This is a genomic window from Citrobacter sp. GW821-FHT02E08, from assembly GCF_059421685.1.
This window is the reverse complement of sequence record NZ_JBWKVL010000023.1, coordinates 1-18,384: the sequence shown is the minus strand read 5'-3', so window position 1 is coordinate 18,384 and position 18,384 is coordinate 1. Positions and strand designations below refer to the sequence as shown.

General features: G+C 51.2%; 14 protein-coding genes, 4 tRNA genes and 1 pseudogene. 4 read left to right on the top strand and 15 right to left on the bottom strand.

Going from position 1 to position 18,384, the window contains the following annotated elements; genetic code table 11:
* The first annotated feature begins 31 nt into the window (after positions 1-31).
* Both AC07UY_RS20830 and AC07UY_RS20825 read left to right on the top strand, forming a co-directional pair.
* Entirely contained in the window at positions 32-337 is a 306-nt protein-coding gene (locus AC07UY_RS20830; RefSeq protein ID WP_192613831.1) for a PTS sugar transporter subunit IIB, read from the top strand.
* A gap of 4 nt (positions 338-341) precedes the next feature.
* The gene (locus AC07UY_RS20825) at positions 342-659 is read left to right on the top strand and encodes a PTS lactose/cellobiose transporter subunit IIA (RefSeq protein ID WP_494701869.1); all 318 of its coding nucleotides are present in this window, start codon (positions 342-344) and stop codon (positions 657-659) included.
* A 115-nt stretch (positions 660-774) separates the two neighbouring features.
* On the opposite strand, the gene rpoC is transcribed toward AC07UY_RS20825, so the two are convergent.
* The 13 genes from rpoC to AC07UY_RS20760 form a co-directional block, all read right to left on the bottom strand.
* Positions 775-4,998, bottom strand: a complete 4,224-nt coding sequence (gene rpoC, locus AC07UY_RS20820; RefSeq protein ID WP_203359345.1) for a DNA-directed RNA polymerase subunit beta' — start codon at positions 4,996-4,998, stop codon at positions 775-777.
* Between the two features lie 76 nt (positions 4,999-5,074).
* Positions 5,075-9,103 (bottom strand): DNA-directed RNA polymerase subunit beta, encoded by a 4,029-nt coding sequence (gene rpoB / locus AC07UY_RS20815; RefSeq protein ID WP_203359346.1) that lies wholly within the window; start codon positions 9,101-9,103, stop codon positions 5,075-5,077.
* Positions 9,104-9,422: 319 nt separating this feature from the next.
* Positions 9,423-9,788: a 50S ribosomal protein L7/L12 gene (gene rplL, locus AC07UY_RS20810; RefSeq protein ID WP_162379677.1), complete on the bottom strand. Its 366-nt coding sequence runs from the start codon at positions 9,786-9,788 to the stop codon at positions 9,423-9,425.
* 66 nt (positions 9,789-9,854) lie between these two features.
* Positions 9,855-10,352 carry a 50S ribosomal protein L10 gene (gene rplJ / locus AC07UY_RS20805; RefSeq protein ID WP_007704673.1) on the bottom strand — a complete coding sequence of 166 codons (498 nt, stop codon included), beginning with the start codon at positions 10,350-10,352 and terminating at the stop codon, positions 9,855-9,857.
* A gap of 293 nt (positions 10,353-10,645) precedes the next feature.
* On the bottom strand, positions 10,646-11,350 hold the full coding sequence (gene rplA, locus AC07UY_RS20800; protein WP_162379676.1) for a 50S ribosomal protein L1: 705 nt from the start codon (positions 11,348-11,350) through the stop codon (positions 10,646-10,648).
* A gap of 3 nt (positions 11,351-11,353) precedes the next feature.
* Entirely contained in the window at positions 11,354-11,782 is a 429-nt protein-coding gene (gene rplK / locus AC07UY_RS20795; RefSeq protein ID WP_003033122.1) for a 50S ribosomal protein L11, read from the bottom strand.
* 155 nt (positions 11,783-11,937) lie between these two features.
* Entirely contained in the window at positions 11,938-12,483 is a 546-nt protein-coding gene (gene nusG, locus AC07UY_RS20790) for a transcription termination/antitermination protein NusG (protein ID WP_002438628.1), read from the bottom strand.
* Between the two features lies 1 nt (position 12,484).
* Complete coding sequence (gene secE, locus AC07UY_RS20785; RefSeq protein ID WP_162379675.1) at positions 12,485-12,868, bottom strand: preprotein translocase subunit SecE; 384 nt, start codon at positions 12,866-12,868, stop codon at positions 12,485-12,487.
* A gap of 229 nt (positions 12,869-13,097) precedes the next feature.
* Complete coding sequence (gene tuf, locus AC07UY_RS20780; RefSeq protein ID WP_494661679.1) at positions 13,098-14,282, bottom strand: elongation factor Tu; 1,185 nt, start codon at positions 14,280-14,282, stop codon at positions 13,098-13,100.
* Between the two features lie 118 nt (positions 14,283-14,400).
* Positions 14,401-14,476, bottom strand: a tRNA-Thr gene (locus tag AC07UY_RS20775).
* Positions 14,477-14,482: 6 nt separating this feature from the next.
* Positions 14,483-14,557: transfer RNA gene (locus AC07UY_RS20770), tRNA-Gly, on the bottom strand.
* A 116-nt stretch (positions 14,558-14,673) separates the two neighbouring features.
* Positions 14,674-14,758: transfer RNA gene (locus AC07UY_RS20765), tRNA-Tyr, on the bottom strand.
* A gap of 8 nt (positions 14,759-14,766) precedes the next feature.
* Positions 14,767-14,842: transfer RNA gene (locus tag AC07UY_RS20760), tRNA-Thr, on the bottom strand.
* 19 nt (positions 14,843-14,861) lie between these two features.
* On the opposite strand from AC07UY_RS20760, the pseudogene AC07UY_RS20755 reads away from it, so the two are divergent.
* Together AC07UY_RS20755 and coaA are read left to right on the top strand one after the other, a co-directional pair.
* Positions 14,862-14,942: pseudogene (locus tag AC07UY_RS20755) on the top strand (hypothetical protein); the annotation flags it as partial.
* Positions 14,943-15,234: 292 nt separating this feature from the next.
* Complete coding sequence (coaA, locus tag AC07UY_RS20750; protein ID WP_203359348.1) at positions 15,235-16,185, top strand: type I pantothenate kinase; 951 nt, start codon at positions 15,235-15,237, stop codon at positions 16,183-16,185.
* A gap of 31 nt (positions 16,186-16,216) precedes the next feature.
* On the opposite strand, the gene birA is transcribed toward coaA, so the two are convergent.
* Positions 16,217-17,179 carry a bifunctional biotin--[acetyl-CoA-carboxylase] ligase/biotin operon repressor BirA gene (gene birA / locus AC07UY_RS20745; RefSeq protein WP_494661678.1) on the bottom strand — a complete coding sequence of 321 codons (963 nt, stop codon included), beginning with the start codon at positions 17,177-17,179 and terminating at the stop codon, positions 16,217-16,219.
* Positions 17,176-18,204 (bottom strand): UDP-N-acetylmuramate dehydrogenase, encoded by a 1,029-nt coding sequence (gene murB / locus AC07UY_RS20740; RefSeq protein ID WP_494701870.1) that lies wholly within the window; start codon positions 18,202-18,204, stop codon positions 17,176-17,178. The genes birA and murB overlap by 4 nt, the downstream gene beginning before the upstream one ends.
* Positions 18,205-18,384 lie beyond the last annotated feature (180 nt).

The following is an 18,384-nucleotide window of genomic DNA, read 5'->3' as shown; positions in this document are numbered from 1 at the left end:
TGAATGACCAGGGAAATTGTGAGAGCCCATTATGAAGAATATCGTTTTATGCTGTGCTGCCGGAATGTCCACCAGTATGTTGGTACAACGAATGAAAGACGCTGCGCAAAAAAAAGGCGTTGAGGTCAGTATCAAGGCTGTTCCTGTTGCGGAATTCAAAGAGAATATTGCGGCGGCGGATATTGTCCTGCTTGGTCCACAGGTGAAGTACGAGCAGGCGAAGCTTCAGGCGCTTGCCGACCCATTAGGTAAGAAAGTCGCAGTGATCGATATGATGGATTACGGCATGATGAAAGGCGATGTCGTGCTGGAGAAAGCCCTTAAGCTGATGGAGTAAGGACATGGAAGAGTTAGAAACTATCATCATGGAGCTACTGGTGAATGCAGGCGCCGCACGCAGCCAGGCGTTGATAGCACTACAACTGGCACGTAAAGGCGATTTTGCGGGTGCAGAGCAGGCGATGGAAGAGTCACGCGATTACGTTAAAGTGGCGCATAAAATCCAGACGCAGCTTATCGGTATTGACGAAGGTACGGGCAAATTACCGGTGAATCTCATCACCGTTCACTCCCAGGACCATCTGATGAACGCCATGGTGATTCAGGATCTGGCGGGGGATATGATTGAACTTTATCGCCGATTGCCACCGGTAAATTAATACGCATCATGTTTTGCCGGATAGCGTCACAAGCGACTTATCCGGCCTACAAACGGCATGCCCGAAGGCAAAAAAAAACCCGCCGAAGCGGGTTTTTTATTATGGTCATCAACGATTAATCGTTGTCAGAACCACCCAGGCCTGCGTTCAGCAACTCTGCCAGGCTGGCAGTCGCATCTTCAGCAGTCACCTGCGGTGCTGCAGGCAATTCGCCAGCGGCACGGCGGCGCATACGATCCTGGTGGTACGCATAACCGGTACCAGCCGGGATCAGACGACCCACGATAACGTTCTCTTTCAGACCGCGCAGTTCGTCGCGTTTGCCCGCTACTGCGGCTTCGGTCAGGACACGTGTGGTCTCCTGGAACGATGCTGCAGAGATGAAGGACTCGGTTGCCAGAGACGCTTTGGTGATACCCAGCAGGTCGCGGGAATATGTTGCCGCAACTTTGCCGTTCGCTTCCAGGTCGCGGTTAGCGATCTTGACGCGGGAGTATTCAACCTGCTCGCCTTCCAGGAAGTCGGAGCTACCTGCACTTTCGATGGTCGCTTTACGCAGCATCTGACGAACGATAACTTCAATGTGTTTATCGTTAATCTTAACGCCTTGCAGACGGTATACGTCCTGTACTTCGTTGGTGATGTAACGCGTTACCGCGTGTACGCCACGAAGACGCAGGATGTCATGCGGTGCTTCCGGACCGTCGGAAACCACATCACCACGTTCTACACGTTCACCTTCGAACACGTTGAGCTGACGCCATTTCGGAATCATCTCTTCGTACGGATCGCTACCGTCTAACGGCGTGATCACCAGACGACGCTTCCCTTTGGTTTCTTTACCGAAGGAAATGATACCGCTGATTTCCGCCAGGATTGCCGGCTCTTTCGGACGACGTGCTTCGAACAGGTCCGCAACGCGCGGCAGACCACCGGTGATGTCCTTGGTACCGCCGGATTCCTGCGGTACACGCGCCAGGGTGTCACCAGAACTGATCTGTACGCCATCTTCCAGCTGAACAATCGCTTTACCCGGCAGGAAGTACTGAGCAGGCATATCGGTGCCTGGGATCAGAACATCGTTGCCCTGAGCATCAACAATTTTCAGTGCCGGACGCAGGTCTTTACCACCCGCAGTACGCTCTGCAGAATCCAGAACCACCAGAGAAGACAGACCGGTCAGCTCGTCAGTCTGACGAGTAATGGTCTGGCCGTCGATCATGTCAGTGAAGCGGACGAAACCACTCACTTCGGTGATAACCGGCATGGTGTGCGGATCCCAGTTTGCAACGGTTTCGCCGCCAGCAACCTGTTCGCCATCACCTTTCGCCATAACGGAGCCGTAAGGCACTTTATAGCTTTCTTTGGTACGGCCGAATTCGTCGATCAGTTTCAGTTCAGTGTTACGGGAGGTGATAACCAGTTTACCGCTGGAGTTCACAACCGACTTCGCGTTGCTCAGGCGGATGCTACCTTTATTTTTCACCTGGATGCTGGATTCAGCAGCCGCACGAGATGCCGCACCACCGATGTGGAACGTACGCATCGTCAGCTGTGTACCCGGTTCACCGATGGACTGTGCCGCGATAACACCGATAGCTTCACCTTTGTTGATGATGTGGCCACGCGCCAGGTCACGACCATAGCAGTGCGCACATACACCAAAGTCGGTGTCACAAGATACAACGGAACGAACCTTGACGGAGTCAACGGAGTTCGCTTCCAGCAGGTCACACCACTGTTCGTGCAGCAGCGTGTTGCGTGGAACCAGAATGTCCGCCGTACCCGGCTTCAGCACGTCTTCTGCAGTCACACGACCCAGAACGCGATCGCGCAGCGGCTCTTTAACGTCACCACCCTCGATAACCGGGGTCATGGTGATACCTTCGAGGGTGCCACAATCGTCTTCGGTTACGACCAGATCCTGTGCAACGTCAACCAGACGACGCGTCAGATAACCGGAGTTCGCAGTTTTCAGTGCGGTATCCGCCAGACCTTTACGAGCACCGTGAGTCGAGATGAAGTACTGGAGTACGTTCAGACCTTCACGGAAGTTCGCGGTGATTGGCGTTTCGATGATGGAGCCATCTGGCTTCGCCATCAGACCACGCATACCAGCCAGCTGACGAATCTGTGCTGCAGAACCACGCGCACCGGAGTCGGCCATCATGTAGATGCTGTTGAAAGACACCTGCTGCTCTTCTACGCCGTCACGGTTAATAACGGTTTCGGTTTGCAGGTTGTCCATCATCGCTTTGGATACACGATCGTTCGCCGCAGCCCAGATATCGATAACTTTGTTATAGCGTTCGCCCGCGGTTACCAGACCAGACTGGAACTGCTCCTGGATCTCAGCAACTTCAGCTTCCGCTTCAGAGATGATCTCGTGTTTCTTCTCTGGGATGACCATGTCATCAATACCAACAGATGCACCTGAACGCGCTGCATAAGCAAAGCCGGTGTACATCGTCTGGTCAGCGAAGATAACGGTCGGCTTCAGACCCAGAATGCGGTAACAGGTGTTCAGCATTTTGGAGATTGCTTTCTTACCCAGCGCCTGGTTGACGATGGAGAAAGGCAGACCTTTCGGTACGATCATCCACAGAATGGCACGGCCAACGGTCGTGTCTTTAATGCTGGTAACCGCGACGAATTCGCCGTTTTCATCTTTTTCGTATTCAGTGATACGCACTTTAACGCGCGCATGCAGAGAGGCCAGGCCAGCGCGATAAATACGCTCAGCTTCTTTCGGGCCAGTCAGCACCATGCCTTCGCCTTTGGCGTTAACACAGTCACGGGTCATGTAGTACAGACCCAATACAACGTCCTGAGACGGAACGATGATAGGTTCGCCGTTCGCCGGAGACAGGATGTTGTTGGTAGACATCATCAGCGCACGCGCTTCCAGCTGGGCTTCCAGCGTCAGCGGTACGTGAACAGCCATCTGGTCACCATCGAAGTCGGCGTTGTATGCCGCACAAACCAGCGGGTGCAGCTGGATAGCTTTACCTTCGATCAGTACCGGTTCAAATGCCTGGATACCCAGACGGTGCAGTGTTGGTGCACGGTTCAGCAGTACCGGGTGTTCGCGGATAACTTCGTCCAGGATATCCCAAACGACAGCTTCTTCACGCTCAACCATTTTCTTAGCGGCTTTGATGGTGGTGGCGAGGCCACGCAGTTCCAGCTTGCCGTAGATGAACGGTTTGAACAGCTCCAGTGCCATTTTCTTCGGCAGACCGCACTGATGCAGACGCAGGTATGGACCTACGGTGATTACAGAACGACCGGAGTAGTCAACACGCTTACCGAGCAGGTTCTGACGGAAACGACCCTGTTTACCTTTGATCATGTCGGCCAAAGATTTCAGAGGACGCTTGTTAGAACCGGTGATCGCACGACCGCGACGACCGTTATCCAGCAGGGCGTCAACCGCTTCCTGCAGCATACGTTTTTCGTTACGTACGATGATGTCCGGCGCAGCCAGATCCAGCAGACGTTTCAGACGGTTGTTACGGTTGATAACGCGACGATACAGATCGTTCAGATCCGACGTTGCGAAACGACCACCATCCAGCGGAACCAGCGGACGCAGATCTGGCGGCAGAACCGGCAGAACGGTCAGGATCATCCACTCCGGCTTGTTGCCAGACTGAACGAACGCTTCCAGCAGTTTGATACGCTTGGTCAGCTTCTTACGCTTGGTTTCGGAGTTGGTTTCGTTCAGCTCTTCGCGCAGAGTTTCACACTCTTGCTCCAGATCCATGCTCTTCAGCAGGGCCTGAATAGCTTCCGCACCCATCTTCGCGTCGAATTCGTCACCGAACTCTTCCAGCGCATCCAGATACTGTTCTTCAGTCAGGATCTGCTGGCGTTCCAGATTGGTCATACCGCCTTCGATAACCACATAGGATTCGAAGTACAGCACGCGTTCGATATCGCGCAGCGGCATATCGAGCAGCAGGCCGATACGGGACGGCAGAGATTTCAGGAACCAGATGTGCGCAGTCGGAGACGCCAGCTCGATGTGGCCCATACGCTCACGGCGTACTTTAGTCTGGGTCACTTCAACGCCGCACTTCTCACAGATCACACCACGGTGTTTCAGGCGCTTGTACTTACCGCACAGGCACTCGTAGTCTTTTACTGGCCCAAAGATACGGGCGCAGAAAAGGCCGTCACGCTCAGGCTTGAACGTACGGTAGTTAATGGTTTCCGGCTTCTTAACTTCACCAAAAGACCATGAACGGATCATGTCTGGCGAGGCCAGAGCAATTTTGATCGCATCAAACTCTTCGGTTTTAGTTTGCGCTTTCAGAAACTTTAATAAGTCTTTCACGGATTTGCTCCCGTCGGAGTTAGCACAATCTGGTGCTGGCTGTTACGCCAGCACCAGTGACCTGTTTGAGCGAGAGTTACTCGTCTTCCAGCTCGATGTTGATACCCAGCGAACGAATCTCTTTCAACAGTACGTTGAAGGATTCTGGCATGCCCGGCTCCATCTGATGGTTACCGTCTACGATGTTTTTATACATCTTGGTACGGCCGTTCACGTCATCAGACTTAACGGTGAGCATTTCCTGCAGGGTGTATGCCGCGCCATATGCTTCCAGCGCCCACACTTCCATCTCCCCGAAGCGCTGACCACCGAACTGCGCCTTACCACCCAGCGGCTGCTGAGTAACCAGGCTGTAAGAACCGGTAGAACGCGCATGCATCTTGTCATCAACCAGGTGGTTCAGTTTCAGCATGTACATGTAGCCAACGGTAACCTGGCGCTCGAATTGCTCACCGGTACGACCGTCGAACAGTGTGATCTGACCGGAAGTCGGCAGGCCACCCAGCTGTAACAGTTCCTTGATTTCAGACTCTTTCGCACCGTCGAAGACCGGCGTTGCGATCGGCATACCTTTTTTCAGGTTTTCAGCCAGACGCAGAACTTCATCATCGCTGAAGGTGTTCAGGTCAACTTTCTGACGAACGTCAGAGCCCAGATCGTACGCACGCTGGATGAACTCGCGCAGTTTCGCGACTTCTTGCTGCTGTTTCAGCATGGCGTTGATCTTATCGCCAATGCCTTTCGCAGCCATACCCAGGTGGGTTTCCAGAATCTGACCGATGTTCATACGAGACGGTACGCCCAGCGGGTTCAGTACGATGTCTACCGGCGTGCCGTTTTCATCGTAAGGCATATCTTCGATCGGGTTGATCTTAGAAATAACACCCTTGTTACCGTGACGACCTGCCATCTTATCACCAGGCTGGATCCGACGTTTAACCGCCAGATAAACCTTAACAATCTTCAGCACGCCCGGTGCCAGATCGTCGCCCTGAGTGATTTTGCGGCGTTTCGCTTCGAGTTTCTTCTCGAACTCGTGCTTCAGCTCGTCGTACTGTTCAGCCAGCTGTTCCAGCTGATTCTGTTTCTCTTCGTCGGTCAGGCCCAGTTCCAGCCAGCGATCGCGAGGCAGTTTGTCGAGCTTCTCAGCTTCAACACCACCGGCAACCAGCACCGCGTAGATACGGCTAAACAGGCCAGCTTCGAGGATCTGCAGTTCTTCAGACAGGTCTTTCTTCGCCTGCTTCAGCTGCATCTCTTCGATTTCCAGCGCACGTTTGTCTTTTTCTACGCCATCGCGAGTAAAGACCTGAACGTCGATAATCGTACCGGAAACACCGTTTGGTACGCGCAGAGAAGAGTCTTTAACGTCAGACGCTTTCTCACCGAAGATCGCACGCAGCAGTTTCTCTTCTGGCGTCAGCTGGGTTTCACCTTTCGGCGTTACCTTACCAACCAGAATGTCGCCACCGGTCACTTCTGCGCCGATATAAACGATACCGGATTCATCCAGTTTGGAGAGCGCAGCTTCACCCACGTTCGGGATGTCAGCGGTGATCTCTTCTGGCCCCAGCTTGGTGTCACGGGACACACATGCCAGTTCCTGAATGTGGATAGTGGTGAAACGGTCTTCCTGAACAACACGCTCGGAAACGAGGATGGAGTCTTCGAAGTTGTAACCGTTCCATGGCATGAACGCCACGCGCATGTTCTGACCAAGCGCCAGTTCACCGAGGTCAGTGGACGGGCCGTCTGCCAGAACATCACCACGTTCAACCGGCTCACCCAGAGACACACACGGCATCTGGTTGATACAGGTGTTCTGGTTAGAACGGGTATATTTGGTCAGGTTATAGATGTCGATACCTGCTTCGCCCGGGTACATCTCGTCTTCGTTAACTTTGATAACGATACGGGAAGCATCCACGTACTGAACGGTACCGCCACGTTTAGCCACCGCAGTTACACCGGAGTCAACGGCAACAGCACGTTCCATACCGGTACCAACCAGCGGCTTATCAGCGCGCAGAGTCGGAACCGCCTGACGTTGCATGTTCGCACCCATCAATGCACGGTTGGCGTCATCGTGTTCCAGGAACGGGATCAGGGACGCACCGACGGATACCACCTGTTGAGTGGATACGTCCATGTAGTCAACCTGGTCGCGGCTGAACAAGCTGGATTCGCCTTTGCTACGGCAGGTAACCAGATCTTCTACAAAGTGCCCTTCGTCATCCAGGTTGGAGTTCGCCTGAGCGATAACGAAGTTGCCTTCTTCAATAGCAGACAGGTAATGAATTTCGTCAGTTACCACACCATCAACAACACGACGGTACGGCGTCTCAAGGAAGCCATATTCGTTAGTCTGTGCGTACACGGACAGGGAGTTGATCAGACCGATGTTCGGACCTTCAGGCGTTTCGATTGGACATACGCGACCGTAGTGAGTCGGGTGTACGTCTCGAACTTCAAAGCCTGCGCGTTCACGGGTCAGACCGCCTGGGCCGAGTGCGGAGATACGACGTTTGTGCGTAATCTCAGACAGCGGGTTGTTCTGGTCCATAAACTGAGACAGCTGGCTGGAACCAAAGAACTCTTTCACTGCGGCAGAAATCGGTTTGGCGTTGATCATATCCTGAGGCATCAGGGTATCCAGATCGCCCAGAGACAGACGCTCTTTCACCGCACGCTCTACACGTACCAGGCCAACGCGGAACTGGTTTTCCGCCATTTCGCCTACGGAACGGATACGACGGTTGCCGAGGTGGTCGATATCATCGACTTCGCCTTTACCGTTACGGATATCGATGAGCTTCTTCATCACTTCAATGATGTCGTCTTTGCTCAGGATACCGGAACCTTCGATTTCGTCGCGCAGCAGAGAACGGTTGAACTTCATACGACCAACCGCAGACAGGTCATAGCGGTCTTCGGAGAAGAACAGGTTCTCAAACAGGCTTTCAGCCGCTTCACGCGTCGGCGGTTCACCTGGGCGCATCATGCGGTAGATTTCTACCAGCGCGCTCAGACGATCGTTGGTTGGGTCGACGCGTACAGTCTCAGAGATGTACGGACCGTGGTCCAGATCGTTGGTGAACAGCGTTTCGATACGTTTGTGGCCAGACTGGCTCAGCTTAGCCAGCAGATCCAGGCTCAGCTCCATGTTCGCTGCGCAGATCAGCTCGCCAGTAGATTCGTCAACGTAGTCTTTAGACGCCACTTTGCCAGCAATGTATTCAACCGGAACTTCGATATGTTTGATATCGTCTTTTTCCAGTTGGCGAATGTGGCGCGCAGTAATGCGACGACCTTTTTCGACGTACACTTTGCCGTTAGCTTCGATGTCAAAAGATGCGGTTTCGCCACGCAGGCGTTCCGGCACCAGTTCCATCTGCAGCTTGTTGTCGCGAATTTCGAAAACAACTTTCTCAAAGAACAGGTCAAGGATCTGCTCAGTGGTGTAGTTCAGCGCACGCAGAATAATGGTCGCAGGCAGTTTGCGGCGACGGTCAATACGTACGAACAGGTTGTCCTTCGGATCGAATTCGAAGTCCAGCCAGGAACCACGGTAAGGGATGATACGCGCGTTATACAGTACTTTACCCGAAGAGTGGGTTTTACCTTTGTCGGAGTCAAAGAAGACGCCCGGACTACGGTGCAACTGAGAAACGATAACACGCTCAGTACCGTTGATAACAAAAGTACCGTTGTCAGTCATGAGCGGAATTTCGCCCATGTAGACTTCTTGTTCTTTAATGTCTTTTACGGTGCCTTCCGGCGCTTCGCGCTCGTAGATCACCAGACGCAGTTTGACGCGCAGCGGTGCGGAATAGGTCACGCCACGGATCTGACATTCCTGAACGTCAAACACCGGTTCGCCAAGGCGGTAGCTGACGTATTGCAGCTCGGAATTACCGCTGTAGCTCTGAATCGGGAACACGGAACGGAAGGCTGCTTCCAGACCGTACTGCCCTTCAGGATCTTGCTCGATAAACTTCTGAAACGAGTCAAGCTGGATAGAAAGGAGATAAGGTATGTCCAGAACTTGTGGACGTTTACCAAAATCCTTACGAATACGTTTTTTCTCGGTATAGGAGTAAACCATAGGGTTCCTCAGCTCGCTGACAAGTCGACCCATCTGTCCGACGAAGGGACAGTTTGTGCAACACTATTTTGTTGATCGGAAAATTGAATACTTTCCGCAATGCCTGTTGCTATCACGCTTAAACCATTTCGTTGCGATTTACACAGAGCGAGCACCCTGTCGCAGTATATTAAGTCGTCGATAGAAACAAGCATTGAAAGGCACAACAGTAGTCAAACAGTGTGAAATGCTACTGGCGCCTTACAGCGCAAAAAGGCTGGTGACTAAAAAGTCACCAGCCATCAGCCTAATTTCTCAGGCTGCAACCAGAAAAGTTGGCTTATTTAACTTCAACTTCAGCGCCAGCTTCTTCCAGAGATTTTTTCAGTGCTTCTGCGTCATCTTTGCTCACGCCTTCTTTCAGAGCGGCCGGAGCAGATTCTACCAGGTCTTTAGCTTCTTTCAGACCCAGGCCAGTTGCGCTACGTACTGCTTTGATAACAGCAACTTTGTTAGCGCCAGCAGCTTTCAGAATTACGTCGAATTCAGTTTTTTCTTCAGCAACTTCAGCCGGGCCAGCAGCTACAGCTACAGCAGCAGCAGCGGAAACACCGAATTTTTCTTCCATTGCAGAAATCAGTTCTACAACGTCCATTACAGACATAGCGGATACTGCTTCAATGATTTGATCTTTAGTGATAGACATTTAAATTGTTCCTGAAAATCAGAATAAGTTTATACGTAAGCAGATGCTTGATAAAGATAACTGCGATTAAGCAGCTTCTTTCGCATCGCGAACAGCAGCCAGAGTGCGAACCAGTTTACCAGCCGAAGCTTCTTTCATGGTTGCCATCAGGCGTGCAATTGCTTCTTCGTAGGTCGGCAGAGTTGCCAGGCGATCGATTTGCGATGCCGGGATCAATTCACCTTCAAAGGCTGCGGCTTTGACCTCAAATTTTGCATTCGCTTTCGCGAAATCTTTGAACAGACGAGCAGCTGCGCCCGGGTGTTCCATAGAATATGCAATCAGGGTCGGACCAACGAACGCGTCTTTCAGGCACTCAAACTGAGTACCTTCAACAACACGGCGCAGCAGGGTGTTACGAACAACACGCATGTATACGCCGGCTTCGCGACCTGCTTTACGCAGTTCAGTCATTTTGTCTACAGTTACGCCACGGGAATCCGCAACTACTGCAGACAGCGCGCCTTTGGCTACTTCGCTGACTTCAGCAACAATCGCTTGTTTGTCTTGAAGATTTAAAGCCATTAGCTTTGCTCCTGGATGTTTGCCGGAACTCATGTTCCGGAACTCACTTCACTCTTCCCAACGGACAGAGCGTCTAAATACGGTGAGCAGAAACAAGCCAGAGTATCAGAAATAATCTTAGCGTTCTGTCACCGTCTACGCAGGGCATTAAGCTTCTTACGAAACACCTGCGGTCTTCGACGGAGGCCTGGATAGGCCAGGCTCCAACGAACAAATCTTTTTATCTGCTAACTTTCGTTAACAAACGTGGGGGTAGAATTGTAGACAAATCCACCGCCCACGTAAAGCTAATCTTAGTTCGCAGAAGCGCTCAGACCAGCTTGATCAACGGCAACGCCAGCACCCATGGTGGTGGAGAGGCTAACTTTCTTGATGTACACGCCTTTCGCCTGAGTCGGTTTCGCTTTTTTCAGCGCAACCAGCAGAGATTCCAGGTTTTCTTTCAGTTTGTCAGCGTCAAAATCCACTTTACCGATGGTGGTGTGGATGATGCCGTTTTTGTCGTTACGGTAACGAACCTGACCTGCTTTAGCGTTCTTAACCGCTTCAGCAACGTTAGGAGTTACAGTACCAACTTTCGGGTTTGGCATCAGGCCGCGCGGACCCAGAACCTGACCCAGCTGGCCAACAACGCGCATTGCATCCGGGGAAGCAATAACAACGTCAAAGTTCATTTCGCCTTTTTTGATCTGGTCAGCCAGATCTTCCATACCTACCAGTTCAGCACCTGCAGCTTTAGCAGCTTCAGCGTTTGCACCCTGGGTAAATACGGCTACGCGAACGGAACGGCCAGTACCGTGCGGCAGTACAGTTGCACCACGTACGTTCTGGTCAGATTTACGAGCATCGATGCCGAGGTTAACGGCAACGTCCACGCTTTCTACGAATTTAGCGGTGGCCAGCTCTTTCAGCAGAGCAATAGCTTCGTTGATGTCGTACTGTTTAGTTGCATCAACTTTGTCACGGATCACGCGCATACGCTTGGTCAGTTTAGCCATTTCTTAATCCTCCACTACCAGGCCCATGGAACGTGCAGTACCTTCAATGGAGCGAGTCATCGCTTCAATGTCGGAACCAGTCATGTCGGCAGCTTTGGTCTGCGCGATTTCCTGCAGCTGAGCGCGGGAAATTTTACCCACTTTGTCTTTGTTCGGCTTGCCGGAACCAGACTTGATACCAGCCGCTTTCTTCAGCAGTACTGCTGCCGGAGGCGTTTTGGTAACGAAAGTGAAAGAACGGTCAGCGTAAACGGTAATAACAACCGGGATCGGCAGACCTTTTTCCATGGAATCAGTTTTTGCGTTGAACGCTTTGCAGAATTCCATGATGTTCACGCCTTGTTGACCCAGTGCTGGACCTACCGGCGGACTCGGGTTAGCCATACCAGCTGCAACCTGCAGCTTGACATAGGCTTGTACTTTCTTAGCCATTCTAAATTCCTCTGGTTGGGTTATAGCGCCTCAAAGAGGCTCCCCGTGATAAAATTCGTTTTACGGATGGAATCCATAAAAACAAAAGGCGCGAAATTGTATTCCAATCTCGCGCCTTGTGCAACGATTAAATCGCCGCTTTTTTGATCGCCGTGTTAGGCTTTTTCAACCTGAGCAAAATCCAGTTCTACCGGAGTCGCACGACCGAAGATAGAAACGGAAACTTTCAGGCGAGACTTCTCGTAGTCGACTTCTTCAACCACGCCGTTAAAGTCAGCAAACGGACCATCGCTAACACGAACCATCTCACCCGGTTCAAACAGCGTTTTCGGACGCGGCTTATCACCCACCTGCTGCAGGCGGTTCATAATCGCATCAACTTCTTTATCGCTGATTGGCGCCGGACGGTCGGAAGTACCACCGATGAAGCCCATCACACGCGGTACGCTGCGCACCAGGTGCCAGCTCGCGTCGTTCATCACCATCTGGACCAGTACGTAGCCCGGGAAGAATTTGCGCTCGCTTTTGCGACGCTGGCCACCACGGATTTCGACCACTTCTTCGGTCGGCACCATGACTTCACCAAACAACTCTTCCATATTGTGTAATTTGATATGCTCACGCAGCGACGTCGCTACGCGGCCTTCAAAACCGGAAAACGCCTGAACGACGTACCAGCGCTTTTTAGGAGCTTCAGACATCTCAGAACCTCAGGCCAGTGATAAAGGATACCAGGCGGACCAGAATACCATCCAGCCCCCACAGGATTAGTGACATTACTGCAGTAACCGCAGCCACGATCAGTGTGGTGTGCAATGTTTCCTGGCGAGTCGGCCAAATGACCTTACGGACTTCAGTACGCGCTTCACGGGCAAAAGCAACCGTCGCTTTACCTTTTGTCGTCAACAGCGCAACACCACCCGCTGCCGCAATCAGAATCACTACGGCCAGCGCACGTAGCGGCAGCATCATGTCACGATAGAGGTAGTTGCCAACGATAGCCACAAGCAGCAATAGGGCTACAGCCACCCACTTCATCGCTTCCAGGCCACGCCCGCTTCCTTGAGCTTCGGTATTCGCACTCATAAACCAACCTGTCAGAAGTATTCTACAAACATTTTCACCCCGCGTAAGCGAGGCAATCCAAACCGAAATGCTCTGGTGAGTTTCGGACTAAACGCCCTCTACAGAGCCTGTCTCAGCAATGATTATGACAAAAAAAATCACTGATGAGCCAGGTTCTGGTTCGAAAGCGTGCAAAAAGGGCATCAAATGATGCCCTTTTATTGCGCATTGCGTCAAATGTTATCAGCGATTAAGCGATAACTTTAGCAACAACGCCCGCGCCTACAGTACGGCCGCCTTCACGGATTGCGAAACGCAGACCGTCGTCCATCGCGATCGGGTGAATCAGGGTAACAACCATTTTGATGTTGTCGCCCGGCATTACCATCTCTACGCCTTCCGGCAGTTCGATGGTACCAGTCACGTCAGTAGTACGGAAGTAGAACTGCGGACGGTAGCCTTTGAAGAACGGAGTATGACGGCCGCCTTCGTCTTTGGACAGGATATAAACTTCAGATTCGAACTGGGTGTGCGGCTTGATGGTGCCCGGTTTAGCCAGTACCTGACCACGTTCGATTTCTTCACGTTTGATACCACGCAGCAGAACACCAACGTTCTCACCAGCACGGCCTTCGTCCAGCAGTTTGCGGAACATTTCAACGCCAGTACAGGTAGACTTGGCAGTCTCTTTGATACCAACGATTTCAACTTCTTCGCCAACTTTAACAATACCGCGCTCTACACGACCGGTAACAACGGTACCACGACCGGAGATGGAGAATACGTCTTCGATAGGCAGCAGGAACGGCTTGTCAATCGCACGCTCTGGTTCCGGGATGTAAGAATCCAGGAAGCCAGCCAGTTCGATGATTTTCGCTTCCCACTCTGCTTCGCCTTCCAGCGCTTTCAGAGCAGAACCACGAACGATCGGAGTGTCGTCGCCCGGGAAATCGTACTGAGACAGAAGTTCACGAACTTCCATTTCTACCAGTTCCAGCAGCTCTTCGTCATCAACCATGTCGCATTTGTTCAGGAACACGATGATGAACGGAACGCCTACCTGACGACCCAGCAGGATGTGCTCACGAGTCTGCGGCATCGGGCCGTCAGTCGCAGCAACAACCAGGATCGCGCCGTCCATCTGCGCAGCACCGGTGATCATGTTTTTAACATAGTCGGCGTGGCCCGGGCAGTCTACGTGTGCGTAGTGGCGAGTCGGGGTGTCATATTCAACGTGAGACGTGTTGATGGTGATACCACGAGCTTTTTCTTCCGGCGCGTTATCGATCTGGTCGAATGCGCGAGCAGCACCGCCGTAGGTTTTAGCCAGTACGGTAGTGATGGCAGCGGTCAGCGTTGTTTTACCATGGTCAACGTGGCCGATAGTACCGACGTTAACGTGCGGTTTTGTACGTTCAAACTTTTCTTTAGACATCGATTGTCCCTCTAAGACACGGATAAATCGGTGATATCACCACATCAACCAGGCGATATGCCTGAACTGTTGAATGTTTTTAACGGTAAACAGAGAGAAACGGGAAGGAGAAGTGAAGTGGTGCTGATACCCAGAGTCGAACTGGGGACCTCACCCTTACCAAGGGTGCGCTCTACCAACTGAGCCATATCAGCACGTCTTGGAGCGGGCAGCGGGAATCGAACCCGCATCATCAGCTTGGAAGGCTGAGGTAATAGCCATTATACGATGCCCGCATCCTGAAACTCGGCTACCCAGTTCTTTCTGTAACAAAAAAGAGATTGCTCTCTTTTTATGTTTTGAGTTGATTAATTTTTTAATCAACCCAGGCGGCGAAAACGCTGCCAGAAAGTGGTGGTGGGGGAAGGATTCGAACCTTCGAAGTCTGTGACGGCAGATTTACAGTCTGCTCCCTTTGGCCGCTCGGGAACCCCACCGGACTTGATGGTGCCGACTACCGGAATCGAACTGGTGACCTACTGATTACAAGTCAGTTGCTCTACCTACTGAGCTAAGTCGGCATCAAGTAGCGCGCATTTTATGGAGACATTCGCACTCATGCAACTAAAAAATTGCATAAAATGTTCTTTCGCTCACATTTTGCACTACAAGGCCGATAAATAGTCGATTTCCATTCCTGTATGTGCATTTTTTCAGCTTCAACCACCTTTATCGCAGCGATTTAGGATCACTAATGAAGAGAACTCACCTCTTATGCATAGGGTATATCCGCCACATTGTTCCCCAGCTAAAGTTTCTCATGAGATATTTTTTCTTATTATTCCCTCCCATCTGGTGTTACCCTCCTGCCCATTGTCCAAATTAACTGAAATGTGACGTGCCATTGCATGCTGGGGATGATTCGCCTTTTTATCATTGACCTGATAGAGCAATGACAGTCAGAAACATGCTTATGAGTATAAAAGAGCAAACGTTAATGACGCCTTACCTACAGTTTGATCGCAACCAATGGGCTGCACTCCGTGATTCCGTGCCAATGACGTTGGCAGAGGATGAGGTTGCGCGACTCAAAGGTATTAATGAAGATTTGTCGCTGGAAGAAGTTGCCGAGATCTATTTACCCCTTTCACGCCTGCTCAATTTTTACATCAGTTCAAACCTGCGTCGCCAGGCGGTTCTGGAGCAATTTTTAGGGACTAACGGTCAGCGCATTCCTTACATCATTAGCATTGCGGGCAGCGTTGCGGTCGGTAAAAGCACCACTGCGCGTGTCCTGCAAGCACTACTGAGCCGCTGGCCAGAACACCGTCGCGTTGAATTGATTACGACGGATGGTTTCCTTTATCCTAATCAGGTTTTAAAAGATCGCGGCTTGATGAAGAAGAAAGGATTCCCTGAGTCTTACGATATGCGTCGCCTGGTGCAATTCGTTTCTGATCTCAAATCAGGCGTGCCAAACGTCACGGCCCCGGTCTACTCACATTTAATTTATGATGTGATCCCGGATGGGGATAAAACGGTTGCGCAGCCTGATATATTGATTCTTGAAGGATTAAATGTATTGCAAAGCGGAATGGACTATCCGCACGATCCGCATCATGTATTTGTTTCTGATTTTGTCGATTTTTCTATCTATGTAGACGCACCAGAAGAGTTACTTCAATCGTGGTATATCAACCGCTTCCTTAAGTTCCGCGAAGGGGCGTTTACCGATCCAGACTCTTATTTCCATAACTATGCAAAATTATCTAAAGATGAAGCTATCAATACAGCAACATCGCTATGGAAAGAAATCAACTGGTTGAATCTAAAGCAAAATATACTACCAACTCGTGAGCGTGCCAGCCTCATCATGACGAAGAGTGCCAATCACGCCGTTGAACAAGTGCGGCTGAGAAAATAATTTAACAGGGGAGCCATTGCTCCCCTTGTTATTATTCTGCGCTTCTCAGCGATATTTCCCCGCCCATCCAGGATTTAATCTCACCATCCTGTTCAAGCAGTAATGCTCCCTGAGTATCTATTCCTCGCGAAATACCAAATATTTCTTTATCACCGATGATCAGCTTCACAGGTCGGTTAATAAAGTTATCCAGTTTTTCCCAGCGAGACAGATACGGGGTCAACCCTTCTTGTTCAAATAATTCCAGTGCGGCGCGAAGCTCTCTAATAAGTCTCGCAGCCAGTGTATTGCGGTCAAGGGTAATCCCGGCTTCCTGCAGGTTAATCCATCCCTGATTCACTATCCCTTCTTCAACACGGCGCATCGCCATATTGATCCCTGCACCGATGACAATTTGCGCAGCATCGCCTGTTTTTCCTGTTAACTCGACAAGGATACCGGCAAGTTTCCGATCCTGAAGGTAAAGGTCGTTAGGCCATTTCACCCGTACTTTCTCAGCACCCAGATCACGCAGCACCTCTGCCATGACGATACCGATGACCAGACTCAGACCAATCGCCGCTGCCGGGCCTTGCTCCAGACGCCAGAACATAGAAAGGTACAGATTGGCACCAAACGGTGAAAACCATTTGCGCCCACGTCGCCCACGGCCTGCCTGCTGGTATTCTGCCACGCAGGCATCACCAGAATTCAACTGGCCAATACGGTCCAGTAAGTACTGATTCGTAGAATCTATAACGGGAAGTACGGAAACAGTGCCGCCATCCAGTTGACTAAGAATACGAGAAGCATCCAGTAATTGTATCGGCTCCGGCAAGCTGTATCCTTTGCCTGGCACGGTAAACACATCCACTCCCCAGTCGCGTAACGTCTGGATATGCTTGTTAATTGCCGCGCGACTCATTCCAAGCTTTTCACCCAATTGCTCACCAGAATGAAACTCACCATCGGCCAATAAAGAAATGAGCGTCAGGGGAACGGTATTATCCTTCATGCGATGACCTCCACAGCGTTTATCTCACCTGTAGGTCCAATGAAGCGAACCTCTGGCTCCAGCCAGACATTAAATTTTTCACCCACTTTCTCACGCACAAGGTGTGCAAGCTGAACAACGTCTTCACTTGTCGCATTATCTGCATTGATCAGCACCAGTGCCTGCTGGCGGTGTACAGCAGCACCACCAATACCCACGCCTTTCAATTGACACTGGTCGATGAGCCAGCCTGCAGCCAGTTTCACCGAACCATCCACCTGCGGATAATGTGGCGCACCAGGGAATTTTGACAGCAGCGTCTGTGCAATCTCCGCTGCGATAACCGGGTTTTTAAAGAAGCTACCTGCATTACCGTTTACTTTCGGATCGGGTAGCTTTGTTATACGCATATGGCAGACGGAATCAAAAACTTGCTGAGGTGTGACCGTTGCAGGATCCAGACGCGCGAGATCTCCGTAAGTCAGTACCGGCTGCCAATGTTTAGGCAAGCGCAGGCCAACGGCAACAATCACGAAGCGATCTTGATATTCATGTTTGAAAATGCTGTCACGATAACCAAAACGGCATTCTTCAGCTCTTACGCGCAGATGTTTGCCTGTCGACAATTCAACGCAGTCAACGTATTCGCAGACACGTTGTAGCTCTACGCCATAAGCGCCGATATTCTGGATAGGGGATGAACCAACACAGCCAGGAATTAGCGCCAGATTTTCCAGACCCGGCATTCCCTGCTGAAGAGAGTACTGCACCAGATGATGCCAGTTTTCACCCGCACCGACATGCAAGTGCCACGCATCCGTTTTTTCCGTCACTGCAATGCCCTTGATACGGTTAATAATCACCGTCCCCCGGAAAGGTTCAAGGAAGAGCACATTACTCCCCTCACCCAGTATCAATACCGGATGACCAAGTGAGTCTGCTAATTGCCATGCGTTCAGTACTTGTTGTTCATTTTCAGCACAAACAATTGCGTTAGCACATTGTTCAATACCGAAGGTATTCCAGGGTTTAAGGGAGTGATTCATAGACGCTTTCCTGATGCAAAATCGCGCTTAGTTTACAGCATAAGCAGCAGTATGGCTTGTGGTTATACCAGGGAGAGGGATAAGAGGATATCTGTGAAAGCGCAAAAAGCCCTGTACGTCAGTACAGGGCTTTTTGCTTATTTGATGCCTGGCAGTTCCCTACTCTCGCATGGGGAGACC